Below are 25,244 nucleotides of genomic sequence, written 5' to 3'. Positions count from 1 at the left end.
CGGGAGACTCACGCAGCGGCCGGTACGGTTCCTCAGGAGGCGGGCCGGCCGCCCTCGACGGTGTGCTCGTCGGCGACGGCCAGGGCCGCGTCGAGGAGCGCCAGGCCCTCCTTGGCCTCGGCCTCGGTGATGTTGCAGGCGGGCACCACATGGGTGCGGTTCATGTTGACGAAGGGCCACAGGCCGCTCTTCTTGCAGGCCGCCGCGAAAGCCGCCATGGGGGCGTTCGCCTCGCCCGCCGCGTTGTAGGGGACCAGCGGCTCGCGGGTCTCCCGGTCCCGCACCAGCTCCACCGCCCAGAACGCGCCCAGGCCGCGCACCTCGCCGACCGAGGGGTGGCGCTCGGCGAGCTCCCGCAGGCCCGGGCCGATCACGTTCTCGCCGAGCGCGGCGGCGTGCTCGACGATCCGCTCGTCCTCCATCACCCGGATCGTGGCGACGGCGGCGGCGCAGGCCAGCGGGTGTCCGGAGTAGGTCAGGCCGCCCGGGTAGGGGCGGGTGGCGAAGGTCGCGGCGATCTCCTCGCTGATCGCGACGCCGCCGAGCGGCACGTAACCGGAGTTGACGCCCTTGGCGAAGGTGAGCAGGTCGGGGGTGACGTCGAACTGCTCCGCGGCGAACCAGCTGCCGGTGCGGCCGAAACCGGCCATGACCTCGTCGAGGACGAAGACGATCCCGTACCGGTCGCAGATCTCGCGGACGCCGGCCAGGTAGCCGGGCGGCGGCACCATGATGCCCGCCGTGCCGGGCACCGTCTCCAGGACGATCGCGGCGACGGTCTGAGCGCCCTCGAAGACGATGGTGTCCTCCAGGTGCTGCAGCGCGCGGTCGCGCTCCTGCTCCACGGTCTCCGAGTGGAACGGCGAACGGTAGAGGAACGGCGCCCAGAAGCGGACGACGCCTGCCGAGCCGTTGTCGGAGGCCCAGCGGCGCGGGTCACCGGTCAGGTTGATCGCGGCCGAGGTGCCGCCGTGGTACGAGCGGTACGCGGACAGCACCTTGTGACGGCCGGTGTGCAGCCGCGCGAGCCGGACGGCGTTCTCCACGGCCTCGGCGCCGCCGTTGGTGAAGAAGATCTTGTCCAGGTCGCCGGGGGTGCGCTCGGCGATCAGCCGGGCGGCCTCGGAGCGCGGCTCCACGGCGAAGGCGGGCGCGAAGGTGACGAGCTTCGCGGCCTGCTCCTGGATGGCGGCGACGACCTCGGGGTGCTGGTAACCGATGTTGGTGAAGACCAGCCCGCTGGTGAAGTCCAGGTAGCGGTTGCCGTCGTAGTCCCAGAAGTACGCGCCCTCGGCCCCGGCGACCGCCAGCGGGTCGATCAGGCCTTGCGCGGACCAGGAGTGGAAGACGTGGGCGCGGTCGGCGGCCTTGACGGCGGCGCCGGTCCCGGGGTCGGCGGAGGGAGGGGTCATGCGCCCAGGCTAAGCAACGGCCCGGACGCATGACATTGGCACCCTGTATGACGGTGGCCACGCGCGCCGACAGCTTGTAGGGCGCGCGCCGCCGTCGTCCCTCAGAGGAAGGAGTTGACCTCGATGGTCTCGGTGCGGCCGGGGCCGACGCCGATGGCCGAGATCGGGGCGCCGGACATCTCCTCCAGCGCCTTGACGTACGCCTGGGCGTTCTTCGGCAGGTCGGAGAAGGTCTTCGCCTTGCTGATGTCCTCGCTCCACCCGGGCAGGGTCTCGTAGACCGGCTTGGCGTGGTGGAAGTCCGTCTGGCTGAACGGCAGTTCCTCGAAGCGCTTGCCGTCGATCTCGTAGGCGACGCAGACCGGGATCTGCTCCCAGCCGGTGAGGACGTCGAGCTTGGTGAGGAAGAAGTCGGTGAGGCCGTTGACCCGGGTCGCGTAGCGGGCGATCACCGCGTCGAACCAGCCGCAGCGGCGGTCGCGGCCGGTGGTGACGCCCCGCTCGCCGCCGATGCGGCGCAGCGCCTCGCCGTCCGCGTCGAACAGCTCGGTCGGGAACGGGCCGGCGCCGACCCGGGTGGTGTAGGCCTTGAGGATGCCGATCACCCGGTTGATCTTGGTGGGGCCGATGCCCGAGCCCGTGCAGGCGCCGCCGGCCGTCGGGTTGGACGAGGTCACGAAGGGGTACGTGCCGTGGTCCACGTCCAGCAGGGTGCCCTGGCCGCCCTCGAGGAGGACGACCTTGCCCTCGTCCAGCGCGGTGTTGAGGAGCAGGGTCGTGTCGGCGACGTAGTCCTTGATCTGCTCCGCGTAGCCCAGGTACTCCTCGACCACCTGGTCGGTGCTGATGGCACGGCGGTTGAAGATCTTGATCAGGACCTGGTTCTTGTCGTGGAGGGCCGCCTCGACCTTCTGACGGAGGATCGACTCGTCGAAGAGGTCCTGGACCCGGATGCCCACGCGGTTGATCTTGTCGGCGTAGGCGGGGCCGATGCCGCGGCCGGTGGTGCCGATCTTGCGCTTGCCGAGGAAGCGCTCCGTGACCTTGTCGATCGTCTGGTGGTACGGCGTGATCAGGTGCGCGTTACCGCTGATGAGGAGCTTGGACGTGTCGACGCCGCGCTCGTTCAGCCCGCTCAGCTCGGAGAGCAGGACCGCCGGGTCGACGACGACTCCGTTGCCGATGACCGGGGTGCATCCCGGTGACAGGATCCCGGAAGGCAGGAGGTGCAGCGCGTACTTCTGGTCGCCGACGACGACCGTGTGGCCGGCGTTGTTGCCGCCCTGGTAGCGCACCACGTAGTCCACGGAGCCACCGAGCAGGTCGGTGGCCTTTCCCTTGCCCTCGTCACCCCACTGAGCACCGAGCAGCACAAGTGCGGGCACAGGCGTACACCCCTTCCGGGCGGGGCATGTCCAACGTGGCTCCCCATGGCGGGGAGAGCCGTCGGACCGGTGCCCCGGAAATAGACGAAGCCCCTGGCGCAAGGCAGCGCAAGGGGCTCTTGCACCGAGATGTTACCTGAGGAAGGACCAAGGTGTCGGCTCAGCGACCGTCCGGGCAGCCCCTGCTCGTGGTCATCGACCCCGCCGCCCGCGTCATGGACGGCGAATCGGTACGCATCGCGAAGGACGTGCTGTGCGGGGGAGCCCCCTCCGTGAAGATCGCCCTTCCGGAGTCCGAGGAGGAGGCCGTCCGGGTGCTGGAGCACCGCGGCCGGCGGCGCCCGGTGGTCGTGGGCGACGACGCGGCACTGCTGCGCACGGTACGGACGCTGCACTCGGCACGGGGGCTGGGCGAGGCCGTCGTCGGCCTGGTGCCGGTCGGACGGCGGACCGGTCTGGCACGGGCGCTCGGCGTGCCGGGCGGGGCGGTGAGCGCGGCGCGCGCGGTGCTGGACGGGGCGGAACGCGAGCTGGACCTGCTGCTCGACGACAGCGGCGGCATCGTGCTGGGCGCGCTGCGCATCGGCTCGGCCACCCCCGCCTGGTGGACGCCGGTGGAGCGCCGGGCCCGCTCGCTGGCCCGCACGCTGAGCCTGAACGGCCACTCCCCGCACCTGGGGCTGGGGATGCGCGGCGGCCACCGGCTGCGGATCGAGGCGGACGGGGTGGTGCTGGCCGACCTGGACGACTGCGTCGAGGAGGTGTCGGTGTCGACGGCGGTGCCGGGCGTCGCCGAAGTGCTCGTCCGCAGGGAGGGCGTGGCGCACACGGGGCCGGTGCACGCCCGGAGCGTCACCGTCTCGGGCCGGGACTTCCGCTACACGGCGGACACCGCGCCGGCGGGTCCGGTGCGCCGCCGCACCTGGACGGTGGTGCCGGCGGCCTGGCGGCTGACCGTCCCGCGGTCGGCGTACTAGGGCGTGCCGGAGGGTCAGAGTGCGCCCTGCCGGCGCAGTTCGGCCTTGCGCTCGCGCCAGCGGTCCATCATGTCGCCGAGTTCGTCCTGCAGGAAGTCGAAGAAGGCGGCGGTCTCCGCGAGCCGGCGGCCGGCCGCTGTCTCGGGGCCGAGGGTGTCGATGCCGGAGCGCAGGGCGTTCTCCCAGCGGGCGAGGACCTGGTCGCGGCGGGTGAAGGTCTCGTACCACTGGTCGCTGTGCACCCGGTAGCGCTCGCGCCGTGAGCCCGGCTCGCGCTCGCGGGTGAGCATGCCGACCTGCGCCAGGTAGCGGACGGCGCCGGAGACGGCGGCGGGGCTCGCCTGGAGCCGTTCGGACAGCTCGGCGGCGCTCAGCACACCGGTCTCCGAGGCGAGGAGCGCGGAGAACACCCGTGCCGCCATGCGCTGCATGCCCGCCTCGACCAGTTCCGCCGCGAAGCGCTCGACGAACGTCATGGGCTCCAAGGACTCCTCCGCCACCGTCATCGCCTCCCGTCCCGAAGTTTATACACTTCTTTAACTTCACAAATTTGTGAATCTACTGTACGTTCGGAAGCATGACGATGGCAATCAGTGTGGCCGGACTGCACAAGTGCTTCGGCCGCACGCACGCACTGGACGGTCTCGACCTGACCGTCGAGAAGGGCGAGGTGCACGGCTTCCTCGGGCCCAACGGGGCCGGCAAGTCGACCACCATCCGCATCCTGCTCGGGCTGCTGCGCGCGGACCGGGGGGCCGCCCAACTGCTCGGCGGCGACCCGTGGCGGGACGCCGTCGCCCTGCACCGGCGGCTGGCCTACGTCCCGGGTGACGTCACCCTCTGGCGCAACCTCAGCGGCGGCGAGGTCATCGACCTGCTGGGGAGGCTGCGCGGCGGTCTGGACGGGGCGCGCAGGCGGGAGTTGCTGGAGCGCTTCGAGCTGGACCCGACGAAGAAGGGCCGCGCGTACTCCAAGGGCAACCGCCAGAAGGTCGCGCTCGTGGCCGCGTTCGCCTCCGACGTCGACCTGCTGATACTCGACGAGCCCACCTCCGGCCTGGACCCGCTGATGGAGGAGGTCTTCCGCGAGTGCGTCCGCGAGGAACGCGACCGCGGCCGGACGGTGCTGCTGTCCAGTCACATCCTCAGCGAGGTCGAGGCCCTGTGCGACCGGGTCAGCATCATCCGGGGCGGGCGCACGGTGGAGACCGGGAGTCTCGGCGAGCTGCGGCACCTCACCCGCACCTCGGTCACCGCTGAGCTGGCCGGCACCCCGCAGGGCCTGGACGGGCTGCCGGGCGTGCACGACCTCGACGTACGCGGCAACCACGTCCGGCTCCAGGTCGACACCGACCGGCTCGACGCGGTGCTGCGGCAGTTGAGCGAGACGGGCGTACGCAGCCTCACCAGCACGCCGCCCACGCTGGAGGAGCTGTTCCTGCGGCACTACGAGGACGGCCCCGCGGACCCCGTCGCCGTCGGCGCCCTCGCGGCCGACACGGAGGCCCGGCGATGAACGCCCTCACCGGGACGGGCACCCTCACCCGGCTCGCGCTGCGCAGGGACCGCGTCATGATCCCGGCGTGGGTCGTGCCGATCGCCCTGCTGGTCGCGTCCACGGCCTCGGCCTTCGGCGGCCTCTACGACACCCCGGCGGAACGCGCCGGGGTCGCGGCGAGCACGGCGGGCAACGGCTCGCTGCGCGCCCTGTACGGGCCGGTGTTCGACACCGGCATCGGCGGCCTGACGGCCTGGCGCATGATGGCCTTCGGCGCGGCGCTGGCCGGACTGATGGCGATGCTCCTGGTCGTCCGGCACACCCGGGAGGAAGAGGAGGCCGGCCGGCTGGAGCTGGTCGGCGCGGGCGCGGTCGGACGACGGGCGCCGCTGGCCGCCGCCCTGGTCACCGGTTTCGGGGCCTCGCTGCTCCTGGGGCTGCTGGTCACCCTGGCGCTGCTCGGGCAGGGCGCGCGGGGCGCGGTCGCCTTCGGGACGGCCTTCGCCGGCGCGGGCTGCTCCTTCGCCGCGGTCGCGGCGGTCGCGGCGCAGCTGACGGAGAGCGCCCGTGCGGCGCGCGGCATCGCGGGCGCGGTCCTCGGCCTCGCCTTCCTGATACGCGCCGTCGGCGACGCCGGGAGCGGCACCCTGACCTGGCTCTCGCCGCTGGGCTGGGCGGAGAACGTCCGTCCCTTCGCGGACGAACGCTGGTGGGTGGCCGCCCTGTTCGCGGCCTGGGCGGCCGGCCTCGTCGCCGTCGCATACGCCCTGGTGGCCCGGCGCGACATCGACGCCTCGCTGCTGCCGCCCCGGCCCGGACCGGCCACCGCCGGTCCCCGTCTGGGCACCGCGCAGGGGCTGGCCTGGCGGCTGCAGCGCGGCTCGCTGTGGGGGTGGACGGCGGGCTTCGCCGTGGGCGGCGCCGCGCTGGGCGGCCTCGCCAACGGGGCCGCCGACCTCGTCCGGGACAACGAGCAGCTCGCGGACGTCATGCGCGACATGGGCGGTGCCTCCGGGCTGGTCGACTCCTACCTCGCCTCCATGACCGGGGTGATGGGGATGATCGCCGCGATCTACGCCGTCCAGGCCGTGCTCCGGCTCCAGGGCGAGGAGAACTCCGGCCGCGCCGAACCCGTCCTCGCCACGGCTGTGGGCCGGGTCCGCTGGGCCGCGAGCCACGCGCTGCTCGCCTTCGCCGGTTCCGTGCTCCTCATGGCCGTCTCCGGCCTCACCATGGGGCTCGGCTACGGGGCTACGGCCGGCGACACCGTCGGCCAGATGTGGCGGCTGACGGGTGCGGGCCTGGTGCAGCTGCCCGCGGTCTGGTTCGTGGCCGCGGCGGCGCTGCTGCTGTACGGCGCGGCGCCGAGGGCGGCACGGGCCGGCTGGGCCGTTGCGTCACTGACGCTCGCCATCGGGCTCTACGGACCGGCGCTGGGGCTCTCGCCCTGGGTGATGGACCTGTCCGTCTTCACGCACCTGCCGAAGGTGCCCTCGGCGGACGTCACCGCGACCCCGCTGGCGGTGCTCACCGTGCTGGCCCTCGCGCTCGCCGCGACGGGGCTCGCGGCGCTGCGCCGCCGGGACATCACGGCGTGAGCGGGGGGACCCGGCCCTCGGGCCGGGTCCCGCAGCCGCACCGGGCCGGGTGCTAGCAGGTGACGCGCAGTTCGCGCAGACCCCGGATGACGTAGCCCTCGTTCCAGGCGGGTTCCGCCGCGAGTTCCAGCCGCGGGGCGCGGCGCAGCAGCGCCGTGAAGGACGCGGCCAGTTCGATGCGGGCCAGCGGGGCGCCGAGGCAGTAGTGGATGCCGGCGCCGAAGGTGATGTGCGGGTTGTCCGCGCGGGAGAGGTCCAGCCGGTCGGGGTCGGCGAAGCGCTCCGGGTCGCGGTTGGCGGAGCCGAAGAGCAGCGCCACCTCGCTGCCGCGCGGGATCACGGTGCCGCCGACCTCGATGTCGTCCAGCACCCAGCGCTCGAACATCTGCAGCGGGGTGTCGAAGCGCAGCAGTTCCTCGATCGCCGTGGGCAGCAGTTCCTCCGGTGCCCGGCGCAGTTCCGCCAGCTGTTCGGGATGCCGGAAGAGCGTCCACCAGCCGTTGCCGGTCGTGTTGACGGTCGCCTCGTGGCCCGCGTTCAGCAGCAGGACGCAGGTGGAGACCATCTCCTGCTCGCTGAGCCGGTCGCCCTCGTCGTGTGCCGCGATCAGCGCGCTGATCAGGTCCTCCCCGGGCGCCTTGCGGCGTTCGGCGATCAGCTCACGCAGGTAGGCGGAGAACTCCTCGCTGGCGCGGACCGCCCTGCGCGCGGCGTCCTCCGAGGGGTTGAGCTCGAACATCCCGACGATGTCGGCCGACCAGGGCCGCAGCAGGTGCCGGTCCGCGGCCGGTATCCCCAGCATCTCGGCGATCACGGCCACCGGGAGCGGCTCCGCGACCGTGGCGATGAGGTCGCCGCCGCCCTCCGCGACCAGCCGCTCCACCAGCTCCCCGGCCAGCCGCTGCACGGTCGGCGTGAGCCGCTCGACCGTGCGCGGGGTGAACGCCTTGGAGACCAGCCGCCGGATGCGGGTGTGGTCGGGCGCCTCCAGGTCGAGCAGGCCGTTGCCGTTGAGCGTGGTGAAGGGCTCGTGCTCCGGCGGCGGCGCGGTGCGGCCGAACTCCTCATGGGTGAAGCGGTGCAGGTACGTACGCCCGAGCCGCCGGTCCCGCAGCAGCGCGCTGACGTCCTCGAAGTGCGGGATGAGCCACTGCCCGCTCGGTTCGAACCAGTGCGCGCGCCCCTCCGCCCGCAGCCGGGCGTAGGCCGGGTAGGGGTCGGCGACGAACTGCGGCGACCAGGGATCGAAGGCGGTGGCAGTGCTGCTCATGTGCGGAGACTACCTCCCGCCCGTTCAGCCGCCCGGGGTGACCAGCCGCGCCTCGTACGCGAAGACCGCCGCCTGGGTCCGGTCGCGCAGCCCCAGCTTCACCAGGACCCGGCTCACATGGGTCTTGACCGTGGACTCGGCGACCACCAGGTGGTCGGCGATCTCGGCGTTGGACAACCCCTGCGCGACCAGCACCAGCACCTCCGTCTCGCGCTCCGTGAGCTCGCCGACCCGGTCCTGGGTGGGCGGCCGGGGCGTGCCCAGCCGGTTGAACTCGGTGATCAGGCGCTTGGTGATCGCCGGGGCGAGCAGCGCGTCGCCGGCCGCCACGATGCGTACGCCGTCCGCGAGCTGGCGGGCCGAGGCGTCCTTGAGCAGGAAGCCGGACGCGCCCGCGCGCAGTGCCTGGTAGACGTACTCGTCCAGGTCGAAGGTGGTCAGCACGAGCACCTTGGCGTCCGCGTCCGCCGCGACGATCTCGCGGGTGGCCTCCAGGCCGTTGAGCTCGGGCATGCGGATGTCCATCAGCACGACGTCCGGCCGCAGCGCCGCGACCTGCTCGATCGCCTGCCGCCCGTCGACGGCCTCGCCGACGACCTCGATGTCGGGCTGGGCGCCCAGCAGCACCGAGAAGCCCTCGCGGACCATCATCTGGTCGTCCGCGATCAGCACCCTGATGGTGCTCCCCGGGGTCCGCGCGCTTCCCGCGCTTCCCGCGTTCCCGCTCATGCCCGCTCCCCGGGGACCGGGATGAACACGGTGACCTCGTAGCCGCCGTCGCCGGTCGGCCCGTCGGTCATCTCGCCACTGAGCATCGCCACCCGCTCCCGCATGCCGGCTATCCCGTGCCCGGCGCCCGGCGAGGGCTTCACGAGGCCGCGCGGCGGGCCGTTGACGACGCGCAGCCCGAGCCCGCCGAGGACGTAGCTGACCTCGACCCGGGCGGCGGCGCCCGGCGAGTGCCGCAGCGTGTTGCTCAGCGCCTCCTGGATGATCCGGTACGCCGACAGCTCGACCCCCTGCGGGAGCTCGCGCACCGCGCCGGTCACCGTCCGCTCCACCTCCAGTCCCGCCTCGCGCACGTTGGCGACGAGCCGGTCGAGGTCGGCGAGGGTGGGCTGCGGCGCGTCGGGGGCCTGGTAGTCCTCGGCGCGTACGACCCCGAGGACGCGGCGCAGTTCGGTCAGGGCGATGACGGCGTTCTCGCGGATGATCGCGAAGCTCTTGGTCAGCTCCTCGGGCGGGTTCTCCACGCGGTACGGCGCGGCCTCCGCCTGGATCGCGATCACGGACATGTGGTGGGCGACGACGTCGTGCAGCTCGCGGGCGATGGTCGTGCGCTCCTCCAGCAGCGTGCGCCGGGTCCGTTCGACCTCGGTCACGGCGACCTGGGCGGCGACCTCCTGCCGGGACTGGCGCAGCCCGCGCACCGCCGACACGACGGACAGCAGGACGGCGGAGAGGAAGACCACGATGAACGGGTCCGAGCCGTACCCGTTCGACAGCGGCTGGAAGGCCAGCGCCAGCGCGGCCGTCAGCAGCCACATCTCGGCGGCCACCCGCGCCCGGGTGCGCGCCGCCACCACGCCCAGCACCGTCAGATGCGAGACGAAGCCGGCGTCCGTCCACGGGTAGGTGGAGGACCAGCCGGCGCTGAACATCCCGGTGAGCACGGCGGCCCCGACGGACAGCCACCACGCGCCGATCGGCCGGAACATCGTGGTGAGCAGCGGCACCCCGACCAGCAGGGCCAGCACGAAGCCGACCGGCCCGCCCTCGCTCTCCGTCGAGACGAACATCAGGAAGACCGTGAAGCAGGTAAGCGCCGCGTGCGGCATCCAGCGCCCGTACCCCCGGAGCCGGCGCGGCACCACGGCGAGCAGCGGGTGCCCGTCGCGCAGCGGCGCCATCGGCCGGAAGGCGAAGGCATCGGTGATCAGGTCGTGCCGCAGTCCGCTGAGGGCGCCGCGGGCCATGCGGAGCTCGGTCCGCAGCGAGGTCTGGCTTGTCTCGGTCACGCTCTCACGGTAGGGACTGCGCACGTCGCCGTCGTCACCTGCGAAGACGATGTACCGGCGTCATCCTCAAGGAGGACCCCACCGGACGGACGCCCCACCGGGCGAGCTGCCCGATCTCCTCGGCGACCACGGCCGCCGCGGCCGCCGCCGGGTCGATCACCGGGAAGTGGCCCACGCCTTCCAGCAGCGTGAGCTGGACCTCTTCCCCCGCCTTCGCCGAGGCGGCCGCGAAGGCCTCCGCGACCTGCGGCGGGACGACCTCGTCGCGGTCACCGTGCACGACGGTCACGGGGATGCCGGTCGGCAGCAGCGCGGACGGGTCGGTCTCCGCCCGGCGCCCGGCGAGCAGGTCCGCCCCGCCGAGCAGTTCGGCGACCGCGCCGGAGCACACGTCCCGCTCGACGGCGGCGGTGAGGTCGGCGATCGGCGCGAGCGCCACCACCCCGCGCAGCGCGGGCGCGCCCGGGCGGTACCAGCGCGACCCGGCCGGCAGCACGTGCCGGGCGGCCGCCCACAGCGCGAGGTGCCCGCCGGCCGAGTGACCGGTGAGCACGATCCGCCGGACGTCCACGGTGTCCGCGCCCAGGGCTGCCTCGGCCAGCGCCGGAACGGCGTCGACGGCGGCCGCCACGTCGTCGAAGGTGTCCGGCCAGCGGCCCGCGGCCGTACCGCCGTTGCCCCGGCGGTACTCGACCGAGGCGACCGCGAAGCCGTGCCGGGCGAGCAGGCCGGCCAGCGGCGAGACGTGCGTCCTGTCGTACGCCGCCCGCCAGGCGCCGCCGTGCAGCAGTACGACCAGCGGCCCCGGCCGGGTGACGCCCGCCCCGGGCCGGGGGCGGTAGAGGTCGACGACCTGGTCCGGGTGCTCGCCGTAGGCGGCGGTGGCGTCCGGCGGGACGGCGGCGTGGGAGAACGCGGACGCCTCCTCGGCCGCGGCCCGCTCCGCGGGGTCACGCGGAGCGGACCGGTGCCCCACCGCGTCGGCGCGGCCTTCGGCGCCTGCCGGAATGGTGTCGCTCGACGAGGTGGGGTCGGACATGCGTTACCGCGTTCCTTCCAGGACCTGGGCCAGCACCCGCGCCGCCCGCTCCGCGTCCGCGAAGCGCGTGTACAGCGGGGTGAATCCGAAGCGGAGGATATCCGGCTCGCGGAAGTCGCCGACGACGCCCCTGGCGATCAGCTCCCCCATCACCGCGCCCGCGTCGGGACAGCGCAGCGCGACCTGGCTGCCGCGCTCGGCGTGCGCGGCCGGGGTGACCGACCGTACGACGCCGTCCGGCACGTACGCCGCGACGCACTCCAGGAAGAAGTCGGTGAGGGCGAGGCTCTTGGCCCGCACGGCGTCCAGGGACACGCCGTCCCAGACGTCGAGGGCCGTGTCCAGCGCCAGCAGCGACAGGATCTCCGGGGTGCCGACCCGGCCGCGGACGCTGCCGTCGGCCGGCCGGTAGGCGGCCTCCATCGCGAACGGGTCGCGGTGGGAGTTCCACCCGGGCAGCGGGGAGTCGAAGCGCGGCTGCAGGTCGCGGTGGACGTACAGGTACGCGGGCGCGCCGGGGCCGCCGTTGAGGTACTTGTACGTGCAGCCGACGGCCAGGTCCACGCCGTGCTCGTCCAGGCCGACCGGCAGGGCCCCGGCCGTGTGGCAGAGGTCCCAGACCACCAGCGCGCCCGCCGCGTGCACGGCGGCCGTGGTGGCCGGCAGGTCGTGCAGCCGGCCGGTGCGGTAGTCCACGTGGTTGACCAGCGCGACGGCGGTGCGCGGGCCCGCCGCCGCGGCGACGTCCGCGGCGTCGACCGCGCGGATCGCGCAGCCGGTCATCCGGGCCGCGGACTCCGCGATGTACCCGTCCGTGGGGAAGGTGGCGGCGTCGACCAGCACCTCGTCACGGGCCGGGTCGGTCTCCCGGGCCATCCGGACGGCGCCGACGACGGCCTTGAAGACGTTGACGCTGGTGGAGTCGCCGACCACGACCTGGCCGGGGGCGGCGCCCGTCAGCGCGCCGATGCGGTCGCCGATCCGTTCCGGTGCCGTCCACCAGCCGCTCTCGGTCCAGGAGCGGATGCGCAACTGCCCCCACTCGCGCCCGACGACGTCGGCCATGCGGTCCTGCACGCCCGCGGGCAGCGCGCCCAGGGAGTTGCCGTCCAGGTAGACGGTGGCGTCGTCCAGGACGAAGCGGTCGCGGAGCTTCGCCAGCTCGTCGGCGGTGTCGAGACGGGCGGCCTTCGCCGCGGGGGACTCGGTGGGCTTCGTCGCGTCAGACATGGCTGCGGGCCGTCCAGAGCTCGGGGAACACGTTCTTGCTCGCGCGCTTCTCCAGCCAGGAGACCCCCGCGGAGCCTCCGGTGCCGGTCTTGGCGCCCATCGCGCGGCGGGTCGCCACCAGGTGGTCGTTGCGCCAGCGCCACACCAGCTCGGCGACCTCGGTCAGCGCCTCGCCCAGCCGGACGAGTTCGCTCTCCTGCTCGCCGGAGTACACGGCCTGCCAGGCCCGCTCGACGGCCGGGTCGGCCTCGTAACGCAGCGAGAGGTCGTCACGCTGCGGGACGTCGTGGCCGCGGCGGGCCAGCAGCCGCACCACCTCGTCGTAGAGGCTGGGCTCGTGCAGCGCCTTCTGCAGTTCGTCGTGCACGCGCGGCGCGCCGCGGTGCGGGACCAGCATCGACGCGGACTTCTCGCCGAGCAGGAACTCCATGCGCCGGTACATCGCCGACTGGAAGCCGGACCCCTCGCCGAGGGCGGCCCGGTAGGCGTTGAACTGCGCCGGCGTCAGGTGCGCGATCGGCTCCCAGGAGGCGTTGAGCGACTGCAGCTCGTAGGTGCTGCGCTTGAGCGCGGCCAGCGCCGTGGGAACGTCGTCGGCCGCGAGCGCGCGGGAGGCGGTCTCCCATTCGTGCACGATGACGGTGAACCACAGCTCCATGACCTGGGTGGTCACCAGGAAGACCATCTCGCCGGGGTCGTCGGAGCGGGGGTGCTGCAGATGGGTGAGGACGTCGGCCTGGACGTAGTCCTCGTACGGGGTGGTCCCTTCGAAGTCCAGGTTGGGTGCCTCGGGGGCGTCCTGGGAAACGTCGGGGCGGTGGGACATCGGTGTCTCCGTGGATGTGGGCTACCAGGTAGCGGTCTGTCCCGCACGCCGTCGCGGCGGGACCCCGGTCCCCTCGGACCCGCGCTCTACCGGCGCCGGGCCCAACCGGAATCATGCGTGGTCAGGACCCGGTACGGCAAGACCTGCCCGGCGCGCGCGCCGGGCAGGTCGGGGGTGGGTGCCGTGGTCCACGGCGAGGGGGAGGTGGCTCAGCCGAGCGTGTCGGCGGCGGTCTGCGAGGAGTCCCGCAGGAAGGTGCTGCAGCGCTCGTACTCCTCCTGCTCACCGATCGACTGGGCGGCCCGTGCCAGGGCGTGCAGGGCCCGCAGGAAGCCACGGTTGGGCTCGTGCTCCCAGGGCACCGGGCCGTGGCCCTTCCACCCGTTGCGGCGCAGCGCGTCCAGGCCGCGGTGGTAGCCGGTGCGGGCGTAGGCGTACGACTCCACGACCCGGCCGCCCTCGTAGGCGTCGTCGGCGAGCTGCGCCCAGGCCAGGGAGGACGCCGGGTACTTGGCGGCGACCTCAGAGGGGGCCGCTCCCGAGGCGAGCAGCTCGCGCGGCTCGGGGTCGTCGGGCAGGTTCGTCGGGGGCGGTCCCCCGAGCAGGTTCTCGTGAATGGCCATGGGTTCCAGTATGGCCGGGGCCCGGCCCTTCACGTGGAAGGGCCGGGCCCGGTGCGTACCGCCGTGCGGGGCGGTTACTTGAGCTTGGTGCCCGCGGAGCGCAGGTCCTGGCAGGCCTCGAGGACACGGGCGGCCATGCCGCCCTCGGCCAGCTTGCCCCAGCTGCGCGGGTCGTAGGTCTTCTTCTCGCCGACCTCGCCGTCGACCTTCAGCACGCCGTCGTAGTTGCGGAACATGTGGTCCGCGACGGGACGGGTGAAGGCGTACTGCGTGTCGGTGTCGATGTTCATCTTGACCACGCCGTTGTCCAGCGCGATGGCGATCTCCTCCTTGGTGGAACCGGAGCCGCCGTGGAAGACGAAGTTGAACGGGTCCTGCTTGCCGAACTTGGCGGCGACGCCCTCCGCGAGCTCCTTGAGCAGCTCGGGGCGGAGCACGACGTTGCCCGGCTTGTAGACGCCGTGGACGTTGCCGAAGGAGGCGGCGAGCAGGTAGCGGCCCTTCTCGCCCAGGCCCAGCGCCTCGGCGGTGCGGATCGCGTCCTCGACCGTGGTGTAGAGCTTGTCGTTGATCTCGTGGGTGACGCCGTCCTCCTCGCCGCCGGTGGGGGTGATCTCCACCTCGAGGATGATCTTCGCCTTGACGGCCTCGGCCAGCAGCTCCTGCGCGATGGCGAGGTTGTGGTCGAGGGTCTCGGCCGAGCCGTCCCACATGTGCGACTGGAACAGCGGGTTGCGGCCGGCCGCCACGCGCTCCTGCGAGATGGCCAGCAGCGGGCGCACGTAGCCGTCCAGCTTGTCCTTCGGGCAGTGGTCGGTGTGCAGCGCGATGTTGACGGGGTACTTCTCGGCGACGACGTGCGCGAACTCGGCCAGCGCCACCGAACCGGTGACCATGTCCTTCTTGTACTGGCCACCGAGGAACTCGGCGCCGCCCGTCGAGATCTGGACGATGCCGTCGCTCTCCGCCTCCGCGAAGCCGCGCAGCGCGGCGTGCAGGGTCTGGGTCGAGGTCACGTTGATGGCCGGGTAGGCGAACTTGCCGGCCTTCGCCCGGTCGAGCATCTCGTTGTAGATCTCGGGGGTTGCGATGGGCATGTGTCCGCTCCTTGTGATGTGCGGGTTGTTCGGTGAGTGACCCTGACCTGGGATCGACGTCATCGTCGCCCCCATCTTGGCAGACTCGCGCGAGAGCTCCACACACTGCGCACCACGGACATACCTCAGGGGCGGAGGGTTTCACGTGAAACCTTCCACCCCTGAGGGAAAGCGCAGGTCAGACGGCCAATCAGCCCAGACCGAGATCGTCCAGACCGAACGCGCGCACGTACGGGAGCCCGGCCTCCGCGATGGCCGGAGCGGCACCCCGCTCGACGATCACGGCGACGGCCACGACCTCGGCGCCGGCCTCGCGCGCGGCCTCCACCGCGGTCAGCGGCGAACCGCCCGTGGTCGAGGTGTCCTCGACGACCAGCACCCGTCGGCCCTTGATGTCCGGACCCTCGATGCGCCGCTGCATGCCGTGCGCCTTCTGCGCCTTGCGCACCACGAAGGCGTCCAGCCGGCGACCGCGGGCCGCGGCGGCGTGCAGCATCGAGGTGGCGACCGGGTCGGCCCCCAGGGTGAGCCCGCCGACGGCGTCGAAGTCCAGGTCGGCCGTGGCGTCGAGCATCACCTGGCCCACCAGCGGAGCGGCCTCGGCGTCCAGCGTGATCCGGCGCAGGTCGATGTAGTAGTCGGCCTCGAGACCCGAGGAGAGGGTCACCTTGCCGTGCACCACGGCCTTGTCCTTGATCTGCTGCAGCAGGGCATCACGCGCGTCGCTCATGGCCACGAGCCTAGCCCAGCGGCTCCCAGGCCCAGGTCGCGCGGACCTCCAGCGGATCGATGGGGGTGACCAGGCGCGGAGCGGTGTTCAGCCCGTTCGGCGGGCCCGACTGCGGCTCCACGCAGATGGCGGGGGGCTGTTCGTCGTAGACCACGACCCACTCGGCGGGGCTGGTGATGCGCAGCCGCAGCTCGTCCGGCCAGGTCAGGGTGACGTCCACGCCGTCCGGCATGCCGAAGCAGTCGTCCCAGGGACGGGGCTTGGGGTCCACCCGGTGGCCGGTGGGCAGGTGGTCGTCGCCGCGCTCCTCCATCCAGCCGGGGGTGAAGTCGATGAGCGCGTCCTGCCCGCCGCGGCCGAGGTTGCGCAGGAACCAGGGGTGCCAGCCGGCCTGGGCCGGGAAGGAGTCGTCCGTGGTCTCCACGCTCATCGTGAGCTCGAGGCGGTCCTCGGACAGTTCGAAGCGCTGGCTGACCCGGCCCTGGTACGGCCACGGCTCGGCCAGGTCGTAGTAGAAGCAGGCGCTGTCGCCGGTCGTGCCGGGCGCCGTCCGCCAGGCGACGTGCCGGCCGGTGCCGTGGATGGCGTGCGGGCCCGCGTCGCGCGGCATCTGGTGCAGCACCCCGCCGTTGCGGAACTGCCCGTCCCGGGTGCGGCCGCACCAGGGGACCATCGGGAAGGACCCGAAGGTGGGGCCCTGCCGCAGCAGCTCGACACCGCCGACGGTCAGCGAGCCGACACGGCAGCCGAGATCCGGAAGGATCGTCAGCCGCGCCGGTCCGGCTTCGAGTTGGACAGCGTGCTCGTCGTCTCGCCCGTCAGGGTTCTCATCCGTGGCCACGGCACAGACCCTACGGGAACGAACGCCTGCGCCGCCGCAGCACCCGCCCCGCGACCACGGCCGACAGCAGCAGCGCCGCCGCGGCCGGCGCGTAGCGGCGCAGCGAGGCGGTCGCGACACCGCTCTGCGGCGCGGGCACCGGGGCGTAGCGGCCGCGCGGCGGCGCGTGGTCGACCTCCTCGGCGCTGCGGCCGATCAGGGTGCGGCGCGCGTGCGCGGCCTCGGCGGGCAGGTCGATGCCGGCCGGGTCCTCGGGGACCCCGGCCACCGCCTCCCCGCCGGGCAGCGGCTCGCCGGCGGCCTCGTCGTCGGCGTCCTGCGGCTCGGGGAGTTCCTGCAGCTCCTGCAGTTCCTGGGCGTCGTGCCCGGCGAACTCGTCGAACTGCGCGGGCAGGTCGTCGGTGAGGTCGTCGGCGGCGGTGTCCCCCGCGGCGGGCCCGGGCGCCCCGGCCGGGGCCTCCTCCTCCAGGTCGGAGGTGAGCGCGGCGACGAAGCGGTCCAGCAGGCGGTGGCCCGCGGCGGTGACCGCCGTCTCCTCGTGGTCGGCGAGCCGGCCGTCGGCCTGCACGGCGCCGGTGAAGGTCAGCAGCGCGCCGCCCGACACGGTGTCCACGCCGAGCTCCAGCGCCACCTTGACCGTGCCCGCGCCGCGCGCCTCGACGGCCTCGCCCTCGATGGTCAGCCCGCCGCCGCGCGGGACCAGCCGCAGCGTGCCGCGGTAGGTGATGGTCGAGCCGCCGATCCGCAGCCTCAGCCGGCCGGCGAGGCCCTCCTCGGCGCCGGCGTCGCGCTGGAGGCCGGGCACGCAGCGGGCCACGCGCTCCAGGTCAGCGAGGGACCGGCGAATGGTTTCGGCCGGAAACGGAACGAACACCTCATGCGGCTCCATGCCGCGAGCCTAATCCGCCGGGCGGCCCTTCGGTGCTGATTCGCCGCCGGTTCGCCCTCACCCGGGACGCGTGCGGCGGGCATCCCCGTCGCCGGTGCCGACTCATCGTCCGCTCGCCCTCACCCGGGACGCGGATGCATCAGCGTCGACGGGGGCAGATCCCGCAGCGGCGCCCGCGCGGCACGCCGGGCCGCCGACGCGAGCTCGCCGGGGGACAGCGACCGCAACGGGGGCGCGTCCGGGGCGAGCCGCAACACCGGGACACGGCCGCGGGCGGCCAGCACGAAGCCCCAGTCCTCGTCCCCGTCGCCGGTGCCGATCCAGTAGTCGGCGGTGCGCAGCCCGGCCGCCCGTACCGTCGCGTCGACCGTCCAGAAGCCGCGCCGGGCGGCGCAGGGTGCGCCCGCGTGCACCGCGAGCCGGCCGCCCGGGGCGAGCACCCGCCGGACCAGCCCGTAGAACTCCTGCGAGTACAGCTTCGCGCTGCGCGAGACCGCCGGGTCGGGGAGGTCGGCGAGCACGACGTCGTACCCGCCGGGCGGCCGCGGGGAGTGCTCCTGCCGCAGCCAGTCGAAGACGTCCGCGGCGGTCACCCGGACCCGGGGGTCGCGGTAGGCGTGCCGGTTGAGCCGGGCCAGCGCGGGGTCGTCCCGTGCCAGGGCGACCAGTTCGGCGTCGGGGTCGACGAGGGTCACCGAGCCGACCCCGCGGTGGCGCAGCACCTCGCGGAGCGCGAGCCCGTCGCCGCCGCCGAGGATCAGCACCCGGCCGTGCGGGCCCGCCATGGCGGGGTGCACCAGCGCCTCGTGGTAGCGGTACTCGTCCCGGCCGCGCACCCGCAGCCGCCCGTCGAGGAAGAGCTGCAGCGGCGCCGAGGTGAGCACGACCTCCTGGACGGCGGTCTGCTCGGCCAGCCGTACGTCACCGCCGTACACCGCCTGCCGGGCGGCCCGCTCGAAGGGCCCGGCGGCCCAGGCCGCGCCCGCGAGCACCGCGAGGACCACGACGTTGGCCGCGAGCAGCCGGGCACGGGCACGGGGCGTGACGTCACTGCGGAAGAGCCAGAGCACGATGGCCCCGCCCGCCACGGCGTTGACGGCCCCGGTGACCAGCGCCCCGGTCAGCTGGCCGTAGCAGGGGAGCAGGAGGAAGGGGAAGGCGAGGCCGCCGACCAGCGCGCCCACGTAGTCCGCGGCGAAGAGGTCGGCGACGGCGCCGCCCGCGTCCTGCCGCCGGATCCGCTGGATCAGCGTCATCAGCAGCGGGATCTCGGCGCCGATGAGCACGCCGATGGCGAAGGCGAAGACCGCCATCGCGGGCCGGGACTGGCCCCACCAGGCGAAGCTGGCGTACAGCGCCATCACCGAGAGGCCGCCGACCAGCGCCAGCGCGATCTCGACGGCGGCGAAGCCGATGGCCGGCGCGCAGCTGAGCCGCTTGGCCAGCAGCGAGCCGACGCCCATGGCGAAGACCATCACGGACAGCACGATCGATGCCTGGGTCACGGAGTCGCCGACCAGGTACGAGGCGAGGGCGACCAGTTCGAGCTCGTACACCAGGCCGCAGGCGGCGCAGACGAAGACCGCGGCCAGGACCAGTGCCCTGGCCGCGGCCACCGGGACGGGCAGCCGGGCCCTGCGGACGCGCGGGGCGGCCCGGGCCGTAGGGGAGGTGGACTGGTCGATCATGCCTGCACGCTATGTCAGGTATATGGCGGTCCACGTCACCCGCAGGGGTGCAATTCGTGGCACTTGGCGGCGCGTTGACGCCGTTCCGGGCACGCCCGTACCACCGGGCTCACGGCTGCGTGCTGAGCGTCGAACGCGTCGCCACCAGCCGTCCTTCCTGCGGGTACGCGTGCCAGGTGCGCCACAGGACGCTGCCGCCGCGGTGCTGCACCAGCATCGCGGTGAAGGCGAGCGGATCACCCGGGAAGGTCCCCGCCAGCCCGTTGGGGTGATCGGCCACCAGGGCGAGCAGCTCCTGCGCCCGCCCGGCGAAGCAGCCCCGGGAGAGGGTCTCGATCCGCGCCGCGAACTCGTAGTCCCAGCCGGCGATCCGCCGCGCCACCCCGAACGGCAGCGGCGCGCTGCTGCCCGGCATGCACGCGACGGTCTCCGAGCAGCGGCCGCGCGGCGAGTCCAGGATGACCTGGTGGGAGGCGCCGAGCAGCCGCAGCTGCACCCGCACGCGGGGCGCCGCGGGCACGGCGCCGCCGGCGGCGGTGCCCGGCAGCTCGCGGTCGAGCACGGCGAGCGCCGGCAGTTCGTCCATCCCCAGACACCAGGCCAGGTCGCCGGCGCGGGTGTCGGTGTAGGCGGTCTGAAGCGTGGTGAGCATGAAGTCGGCTCCGCAGGCACATCGCGAGCAAGCGAGGGGAGGTCACGGGCATGGGGGGAGAGGACGCGCCGACCCGCGCCTGTGGGGGAGGACGTCCGTCTGCTCGTGCCCACGAGGGGTCGGTGAATACGCAATCATGAATGGCGCGTCGCCTTCAGCGTTTTTACCCATCTCCACCCGCTTTACATCCCCAAGGGCCCGGACGGGTTCAGGTGTTCACTACAAATGCGCCCGACGGGTGAACAACCCACCGGGCGCATATGCGATTCGGCACGGGCAATACGCAATTTCGTATCGTCAGCTTCCGCCGCCGCAGCCGCCACCCCCGCCGCACGAGCTCCCGCCCCCGCCGCACGAGCTGCCGCCCCCGCTGTCGGAGCTCCCGCCCCCGCCGCAGGAGTGGTGGCCTCCCCCGTGGTGGCCACCGCCTCCCCCGTCGGAGGAGCCCGAGTCCCCCGCCCACCAGCTCATCCCGCCGCCGCCGTCGGTCGCGACGGAGCCGTGCGAGCGCCGCCGGCGGTGTCCGCGACCGCTGTTCCGCGCCACCAGGACGAGCGCCACTATCGCGGCGAAGACCAGCAGAATGATGAAGACCCCCATCGTTCCCACCCCCGTTTTCCGTACTTTCCGTTGTGCGACGGTGATGCCCCCGCCGTCCGCGACCGAAAGCAAAGTTGAGGAAGTCCAGAGGTTTCCGGGTACGCGAAGGCCCCTGGTCTGCGTCGGAACCAGAACCAGGGGCCAAGGGCGGACGACTGGGCCGTCCAGGGGCCGTGATCTTCAACGTCAGACGGCCCAAGGACTCGGTCTACGGCACGCCGGGATCGCTCGCGACTGTTGGGCATCAGGTGCACGTACACGCGAAGGGTCATCGCCGGGTCAGCGTGCCCCATGTACTCGCTCACGGCCTTCACACTCTCCCCGGAGTCCAGGAGAACAGAAGCGTAGAAGTGCCGGAGAGCGTGCATGCCGTGTTCACGGGCGGAGACGTAGCGCTTCCCTTCCTCCGCCTCCGGGATCAGGCCAATCGAGGCGAGAGCCGGCTTCCAGTCGTGGGCGTTGAAGTTGCTCCGCCACACGATGCCCCCGCCGGGGTTGGTGAACAGCAAGCGGGCAGTCACCTTCGGGCCTTCCGGAGAGTCCCACGGCAAGGACACCTCGACCGGCTTGCAGAGGTCCATGTGCGCCTTCATGGCGTAGGCCACGGAGTCGGGGAGCGGCGGAGCGCCAGGCACGTTTCCTGGTTGACGTGGCGCGAGCGCACACGCAGCGGCGACAAGTCGGCGAGGCCACCGCCGCACTCCTCGAAGCCGAAACCCTAGCCCCGCAACAGGTCCACTCCCACCACCTGGCCCGCGAAGCAGTCCGCGACCTCCTCCAGTTCTCCGGCCACCGAGTCCCCGAACCCTTGGCTGGCCTCGCTGACCGCATGGCGATCGCGTAAGGCTTCCTGGCGATACAGCACGTCACTAGGCTCGCGACGTGACAGACCACGGCATCGAGTTCCCAGTCTTCCGACTCCACGTTGTGCCAGCGGTCCTGGCGCTCGCGAGCCCGTCTTGGCAGCGCGATGTGTGGCTGCGGCCGGAGGGGCTCGAAGATCTGGACTACGTGATCCACGTGCTCTTCGACGACTTCTGCAACGCGGACGACCCCGCCCCGTGGCTGGGCAAGAGTCTGCGTACGGAGGAGGAAGTCACGCTCATGAAAGAACTGGGCGAGGCCTACTCCATCGTGCAGGACCAAGTCGGCCACATGGCGCCGGACCAGGACTATCTGGATAGTCCGGACTGGGCTCCGGTGATCACAATCGCGGCCAAGCTGGCTCAGGTAATGGTGACCAACGATCTCCAGGCTGCGGTTCTGCTGTACGAGGAACGGTCTCAGCAGGGCGCATCCCCCGGGATCGGACACCCAACCAACTGAGCTGCACTGTTATGGAGTTCTCTACCTCATCAAGGCACCCGGCGTCGCTCACGCTCCGCCGGGCGCGCAGCCGACGTCCGGCCGCGCCCACATGGGTAGGCCGAGGGCATGAGGTCAGAACCGTCGGGGCGGCCGGGGCGGCCGGCTCCGCGGCTTTACACAGCCACCATGGGGCGAGCCTCAAAGATCGGGGCCCACATCGGGCTATTGCGGGCAGGCAGGAGCCAGCCCGATTCGCGGCCAGCGTACGGGCCTCGATCTCTCGCCCCATGGCAGCTCCCGCCCAAAGCCGCTACGCCGGCCTCTCTAGGTCGCTGAGCGGTCCCTACTCGGGGCGAAAGACCTGAGCCAACCCTTGGTCAGTGTCCTTCACCTCTGGCGCCAGACCCAGGGCCGTTCGGTATGTGACGCCGGAGACGGTCATCCCGTCGCCGAGCTGGTTCAAGGGAAGTTGTTGGGTCTGCCCATCAGCAGGTCCCCCGACGAACGTAACTAGGACGGAGATGGAGCTGGGGTCCATGGAGGGTCTCACCGCTGAGTTCGTAGTGTCGGCGGCGGGAGCGCTCGACTTACTTACGGTGGCCCCGCACCCGACCATCGTGAGGAGCAGCGCGACACAGCCCGCTGCACGGAGGGATTGCATGGCCATATCTTCTCAGTGCGTGACCACGATGCCACCTACGTAGCCGCTCGATTGGCACGGCCAGCTGTGCCCTGTTCTCAACGGTTGACGTGCCACACACGTGCCAGATGCACGAGGTGTAGCGGGGAATCACGGGGAACCTCGGGCCGCCAAGCCGGTCCATCGAGGCCAGCGTCAGCCCAGCTCAGCCCGGGTCCGCAGCCTCAGTCTTCCAAACTGGGGACGTCCCGACCGCGGCAGGCAACCGACACACTTTGCCGCTCAGGTCCGTGTGTCCGTCGCAGGTTCGAGGTGCTGAGTCAGCCGACGTGCTTCCGCGGTTACCTCAGCGTCAATCTGTTCTGGCGTTCTGTCGCCGTACTCAAGGACGTCGTACTCGTCGTCCAGCAGGGCGAGCGCCTCCGCCAGGGGCAGCTCGTGCCCAAAGTGCTGGTGGATCAGGAAGGCGAGCTCTCGTGGCGTCAGCTCTCCCGCCAACATTCGCCGCGCCAGCGCTCGCGCGGCAGCCTCCCTGCCAGCGACGCTACCGACTGGATAGAAGGTGAGCCCGAGCTCTTCCAGCGCCGGAGGCAGAAGGTCGGGAACGTCATAAACGGCTTCTGCCCGGGTGCACCCAGCCAGGCGCCGCAATGCGGGACCGTCGAGGCCGGCCACGAGTGCGTCGCAAGCAGCACTCACCACGTCGTACGGGCCGATTTCCCCGATGCTCCAGAGAGTGGCTCGATGCTGAAAAGCTGCTGATCCGGAGGATGGCACCTGTTCATGATCTCGCCGCGTGCACTCGCGCGTCGAACATTTTCAGTTGAGCTGCTTCCGTCACTACGGAATTGCTCGGGCCGTCTGTGGGCCGTCCGAGGGCAGCCAACGACGACAGACGACGCCAGACGACGACGGCCTTCCCCCTGGTCAGAGATGGCGCGTTGGGTACCACCGCAGGTGTTCACGCACAAAGCTACGTTGAGGAAGTCCGGAGGTTCGGCGGAGGATGGCGGGCATGACCTCCTCGCGACCCCCGCTCAACCGCGCACTCGCCGAGTTCGGGACCACGATCTTCGCCGAGATGTCCGCCCTCGCCGCCCGGACCGGCGCCATCAACCTGGGTCAGGGCTTCCCGGACACCGACGGACCCGAGGAGGTGCGCGAGGCCGCCGTGCGTGCGCTGCGCGACGGCCGCGGCAACCAGTACCCGCCCGGGCCGGGTGTGCCCGAACTGCGTCTGGCGGTCGCCGAGCACCAGCTGCGCTTCCACGGGCTCGGCTTCGACCCCGACACCGAGGTGCTGGTCACCGCGGGCGCCACCGAGGCCATCGCGGCCGCCATGCTGGGGCTGCTGGAACCCGGCGACGAGGTGATCGCCTTCGAGCCCTTCTACGACTCCTACGCCGCCTGCATCGCCATGGCCGGCGCCCGGCGCGTCCCGCTCACCCTGCGCGCGCCGTCCTTCCGCCCGGACCTGGACGCCCTGCGCGCGGCGGTCACCCCGCGGACCCGGCTGCTGCTGCTCAACAGCCCGCACAACCCGACCGGCACGGTCCTCACCCGCGAGGAGCTGGCGGCCATCGCGGAGCTGGCCGTCGAGCGCGACCTGCTCGTGGTCACCGACGAGGTGTACGAGCACCTGACGTACGGGACGGAGCACGTCCCGCTCGCGTCCTTCCCGGGGATGCGCGACCGCACGGTCACCATCTCCAGCGCGGGCAAGACCTTCTCGTTCACCGGGTGGAAGGTCGGCTGGGTGACGGCCGTCCCCGCCCTGGTCAGCGCGGTGCGCGCGGCCAAGCAGTACCTGACGTACGTGAGCGCGGGACCGTTCCAGTACGCCGTGGCCGAGGCGCTCCGGCTGCCCGACGCCTACTACCGGGACTTCCGCGAGGACCTGCGGCGCAAGCGGGACCTGCTCTCGGACGGCCTGGAGGAGGCCGGGTTCCGGGTCTTCCGCCCGGAGGGCACGTACTTCGTGACCACCGACATCCGGTCGCTCGACGAGAAGGACGGCCTGGCGTTCTGCCGGGCGCTGCCGGAGCGCTGCGGGGTCGTGGCGGTGCCCAACGTGATCTTCTACGACGACGCGGAGGAAGGTCGCAGCTTGGTGCGCTTCGCCTTCTGCAAGCGCGAGGAGGTGCTGCGGGAGAGCGTGGAGCGGCTGCGCCGGCTCTGAGGCGCGTCGGACCCCCCGCGCGGAACACGGCACCCCGTCCGCGCACGCCCGCTCACCGGCGGTCGCGTGGCGGACGGGCTGCTCCCGTGCGGTCCGTGTGCGCCCGTGGGGGCGGGCTCAGTCCTCGCCGTCGCCGTCGTCGTCCGTGGACTCCGCGTCCTTCTCCAGTCCGAGGGCCTCGAGGATCCACTTCTCGAACTCGATGGAGGCCCGGACCCAGCTGACGGTGCTGGAGACGAAGTGCTCCAGGCCGACGCCGAGGCCGATCAGCATCTGGGCCTCACCGATCAGACGGACGGTGCCGTCGTCGTGGGTGTGGGTGTAGACCTTCGGCCACAGGGTGCGGCGGTTCCAGTCGTCGAGCGCCTCGTGCAGCTGAGGCTTGTCCTCGATGCTGTACGGACGGTCGTAGAAGGTGCGGACCGCGAAGATCTGCTGGTCCTCCTCACCCCGGAACATGAAGTAGGTGCGGAACTCCTCCCACGGCGCGGCGAGGTCGCCCTCCTCGTCGACGACGTACTTGAGCTCCATCTGCTCCAGCAGCTGCTTGACCAGATCCTGGTCAGGAATGACCACGTTCCCGGCAGAGCCGGGCTGGGGGTCCGGCTGGCCCCCGAAATTCGGAATCGAGGACGGGTCGATGCTCACCTTGGAGTTCCCTTCGTACGGATACACCCATCCTCCCTCACGGCGGGCCGCTCCGTGCAAGCGCGGCCCGCCGTGCCCCTTTCGCGTGGGATTCCC

At 72.3% G+C, this 25,244-nt stretch carries 24 protein-coding genes; 6 read left to right on the top strand and 18 right to left on the bottom strand.

The features are described from left to right. Positions 1-32 precede the first annotated feature (32 nt). Both ACFZAU_RS11245 and ACFZAU_RS11240 read right to left on the bottom strand, forming a co-directional pair. Positions 33-1,412 (bottom strand): aspartate aminotransferase family protein, encoded by a 1,380-nt coding sequence (locus ACFZAU_RS11245; protein WP_500551933.1) that lies wholly within the window; start codon positions 1,410-1,412, stop codon positions 33-35. Positions 1,413-1,513: 101 nt separating this feature from the next. Continuing rightward, positions 1,514-2,797, bottom strand: coding sequence for an adenylosuccinate synthase (locus ACFZAU_RS11240; protein WP_500463904.1), 1,284 nt, complete (start codon positions 2,795-2,797; stop codon positions 1,514-1,516). Positions 2,798-2,949: 152 nt separating this feature from the next. Here ACFZAU_RS11240 and ACFZAU_RS11235 point away from each other — a divergent pair, with 152 nt between their 5' ends. After that, complete coding sequence (locus ACFZAU_RS11235) at positions 2,950-3,774, top strand: diacylglycerol kinase family protein (RefSeq protein WP_500463905.1); 825 nt, start codon at positions 2,950-2,952, stop codon at positions 3,772-3,774. A 14-nt stretch (positions 3,775-3,788) separates the two neighbouring features. Here the strand turns inward: ACFZAU_RS11235 and ACFZAU_RS11230 are convergent, their stop codons facing one another. Beyond that, on the bottom strand, positions 3,789-4,250 hold the full coding sequence (locus tag ACFZAU_RS11230; protein ID WP_499599609.1) for a GbsR/MarR family transcriptional regulator: 462 nt from the start codon (positions 4,248-4,250) through the stop codon (positions 3,789-3,791). Between the two features lie 101 nt (positions 4,251-4,351). On the opposite strand from ACFZAU_RS11230, the gene ACFZAU_RS11225 reads away from it, so the two are divergent. Further along, on the top strand, positions 4,352-5,290 hold the full coding sequence (locus tag ACFZAU_RS11225) for an ABC transporter ATP-binding protein (RefSeq protein ID WP_500551932.1): 939 nt from the start codon (positions 4,352-4,354) through the stop codon (positions 5,288-5,290). Beyond that, entirely contained in the window at positions 5,287-6,870 is a 1,584-nt protein-coding gene (locus ACFZAU_RS11220) for an ABC transporter permease (protein ID WP_500551931.1), read from the top strand. Before ACFZAU_RS11225 ends, ACFZAU_RS11220 begins: the two co-directional genes overlap by 4 nt. 52 nt (positions 6,871-6,922) lie before the next feature. Here ACFZAU_RS11220 and ACFZAU_RS11215 read toward each other — a convergent pair whose 3' ends face one another. From ACFZAU_RS11215 to ACFZAU_RS11150, 14 genes are all read right to left on the bottom strand, one after another. Then, positions 6,923-8,140: a cytochrome P450 gene (locus ACFZAU_RS11215; protein WP_500551930.1), complete on the bottom strand. Its 1,218-nt coding sequence runs from the start codon at positions 8,138-8,140 to the stop codon at positions 6,923-6,925. Positions 8,141-8,164: 24 nt separating this feature from the next. Then, positions 8,165-8,869, bottom strand: a complete 705-nt coding sequence (locus ACFZAU_RS11210) for a response regulator (protein WP_500551929.1) — start codon at positions 8,867-8,869, stop codon at positions 8,165-8,167. After that, positions 8,866-10,158 (bottom strand): sensor histidine kinase, encoded by a 1,293-nt coding sequence (locus tag ACFZAU_RS11205; RefSeq protein ID WP_500551928.1) that lies wholly within the window; start codon positions 10,156-10,158, stop codon positions 8,866-8,868. Before ACFZAU_RS11205 ends, ACFZAU_RS11210 begins: the two co-directional genes overlap by 4 nt. A gap of 34 nt (positions 10,159-10,192) precedes the next feature. After that, complete coding sequence (locus ACFZAU_RS11200; RefSeq protein ID WP_500551927.1) at positions 10,193-11,197, bottom strand: alpha/beta hydrolase family protein; 1,005 nt, start codon at positions 11,195-11,197, stop codon at positions 10,193-10,195. A gap of 3 nt (positions 11,198-11,200) precedes the next feature. Continuing rightward, positions 11,201-12,427, bottom strand: coding sequence for a kynureninase (gene kynU / locus ACFZAU_RS11195; RefSeq protein WP_500551926.1), 1,227 nt, complete (start codon positions 12,425-12,427; stop codon positions 11,201-11,203). Then, positions 12,420-13,253 carry a tryptophan 2,3-dioxygenase family protein gene (locus ACFZAU_RS11190; protein WP_499599598.1) on the bottom strand — a complete coding sequence of 278 codons (834 nt, stop codon included), beginning with the start codon at positions 13,251-13,253 and terminating at the stop codon, positions 12,420-12,422. The genes kynU and ACFZAU_RS11190 overlap by 8 nt, the downstream gene beginning before the upstream one ends. A gap of 209 nt (positions 13,254-13,462) precedes the next feature. Then, positions 13,463-13,876: a DUF3151 domain-containing protein gene (locus tag ACFZAU_RS11185; protein WP_500551925.1), complete on the bottom strand. Its 414-nt coding sequence runs from the start codon at positions 13,874-13,876 to the stop codon at positions 13,463-13,465. Positions 13,877-13,950: 74 nt separating this feature from the next. Continuing rightward, entirely contained in the window at positions 13,951-14,973 is a 1,023-nt protein-coding gene (gene fbaA / locus ACFZAU_RS11180) for a class II fructose-bisphosphate aldolase (RefSeq protein WP_500551924.1), read from the bottom strand. Positions 14,974-15,163: 190 nt separating this feature from the next. Next, a complete protein-coding gene (gene pyrE / locus ACFZAU_RS11175; RefSeq protein ID WP_499599595.1) occupies positions 15,164-15,703 on the bottom strand; it encodes an orotate phosphoribosyltransferase in 540 nt (179 codons plus the stop codon). 10 nt (positions 15,704-15,713) lie between these two features. Beyond that, a complete protein-coding gene (locus tag ACFZAU_RS11170; protein ID WP_499599594.1) occupies positions 15,714-16,544 on the bottom strand; it encodes an aldose epimerase family protein in 831 nt (276 codons plus the stop codon). Positions 16,545-16,554: 10 nt separating this feature from the next. Then, positions 16,555-17,433: an SRPBCC domain-containing protein gene (locus ACFZAU_RS11165; RefSeq protein ID WP_500551923.1), complete on the bottom strand. Its 879-nt coding sequence runs from the start codon at positions 17,431-17,433 to the stop codon at positions 16,555-16,557. Positions 17,434-17,552: 119 nt separating this feature from the next. Next, positions 17,553-19,121, bottom strand: coding sequence for a polyamine aminopropyltransferase (locus tag ACFZAU_RS11160; protein WP_500551922.1), 1,569 nt, complete (start codon positions 19,119-19,121; stop codon positions 17,553-17,555). 109 nt (positions 19,122-19,230) lie between these two features. Beyond that, positions 19,231-19,773: a DUF2617 family protein gene (locus ACFZAU_RS11155; RefSeq protein ID WP_500551921.1), complete on the bottom strand. Its 543-nt coding sequence runs from the start codon at positions 19,771-19,773 to the stop codon at positions 19,231-19,233. A gap of 560 nt (positions 19,774-20,333) precedes the next feature. Next, a complete protein-coding gene (locus tag ACFZAU_RS11150) occupies positions 20,334-20,741 on the bottom strand; it encodes a tyrosine-type recombinase/integrase (protein ID WP_500552082.1) in 408 nt (135 codons plus the stop codon). Between the two features lie 514 nt (positions 20,742-21,255). Here ACFZAU_RS11150 and ACFZAU_RS11145 point away from each other — a divergent pair. The 3 genes from ACFZAU_RS11145 (at position 21,256) to ACFZAU_RS11135 (ending at position 24,500) form a co-directional block, all read left to right on the top strand. Beyond that, entirely contained in the window at positions 21,256-21,699 is a 444-nt protein-coding gene (locus ACFZAU_RS11145; protein ID WP_500551920.1) for an SCO4402 family protein, read from the top strand. A 934-nt stretch (positions 21,700-22,633) separates the two neighbouring features. Then, positions 22,634-23,083: a hypothetical protein gene (locus tag ACFZAU_RS11140; protein ID WP_500551919.1), complete on the top strand. Its 450-nt coding sequence runs from the start codon at positions 22,634-22,636 to the stop codon at positions 23,081-23,083. A 253-nt stretch (positions 23,084-23,336) separates the two neighbouring features. After that, positions 23,337-24,500, top strand: a complete 1,164-nt coding sequence (locus ACFZAU_RS11135; protein WP_499599578.1) for a pyridoxal phosphate-dependent aminotransferase — start codon at positions 23,337-23,339, stop codon at positions 24,498-24,500. A gap of 117 nt (positions 24,501-24,617) precedes the next feature. Here the strand turns inward: ACFZAU_RS11135 and ACFZAU_RS11130 are convergent, their stop codons facing one another. Then, positions 24,618-25,148: a type III secretion system chaperone family protein gene (locus ACFZAU_RS11130; RefSeq protein ID WP_089222722.1), complete on the bottom strand. Its 531-nt coding sequence runs from the start codon at positions 25,146-25,148 to the stop codon at positions 24,618-24,620. Positions 25,149-25,244: the final 96 nt, after the last annotated feature.

This window comes from Streptomyces sp. NPDC008238, from assembly GCF_042956445.1.
Classification (GTDB): domain Bacteria; phylum Actinomycetota; class Actinomycetes; order Streptomycetales; family Streptomycetaceae; genus Actinacidiphila.
The sequence above is the reverse complement of the archived record's forward strand: the minus strand, read 5'-3'. Positions and strand labels throughout refer to the sequence as shown.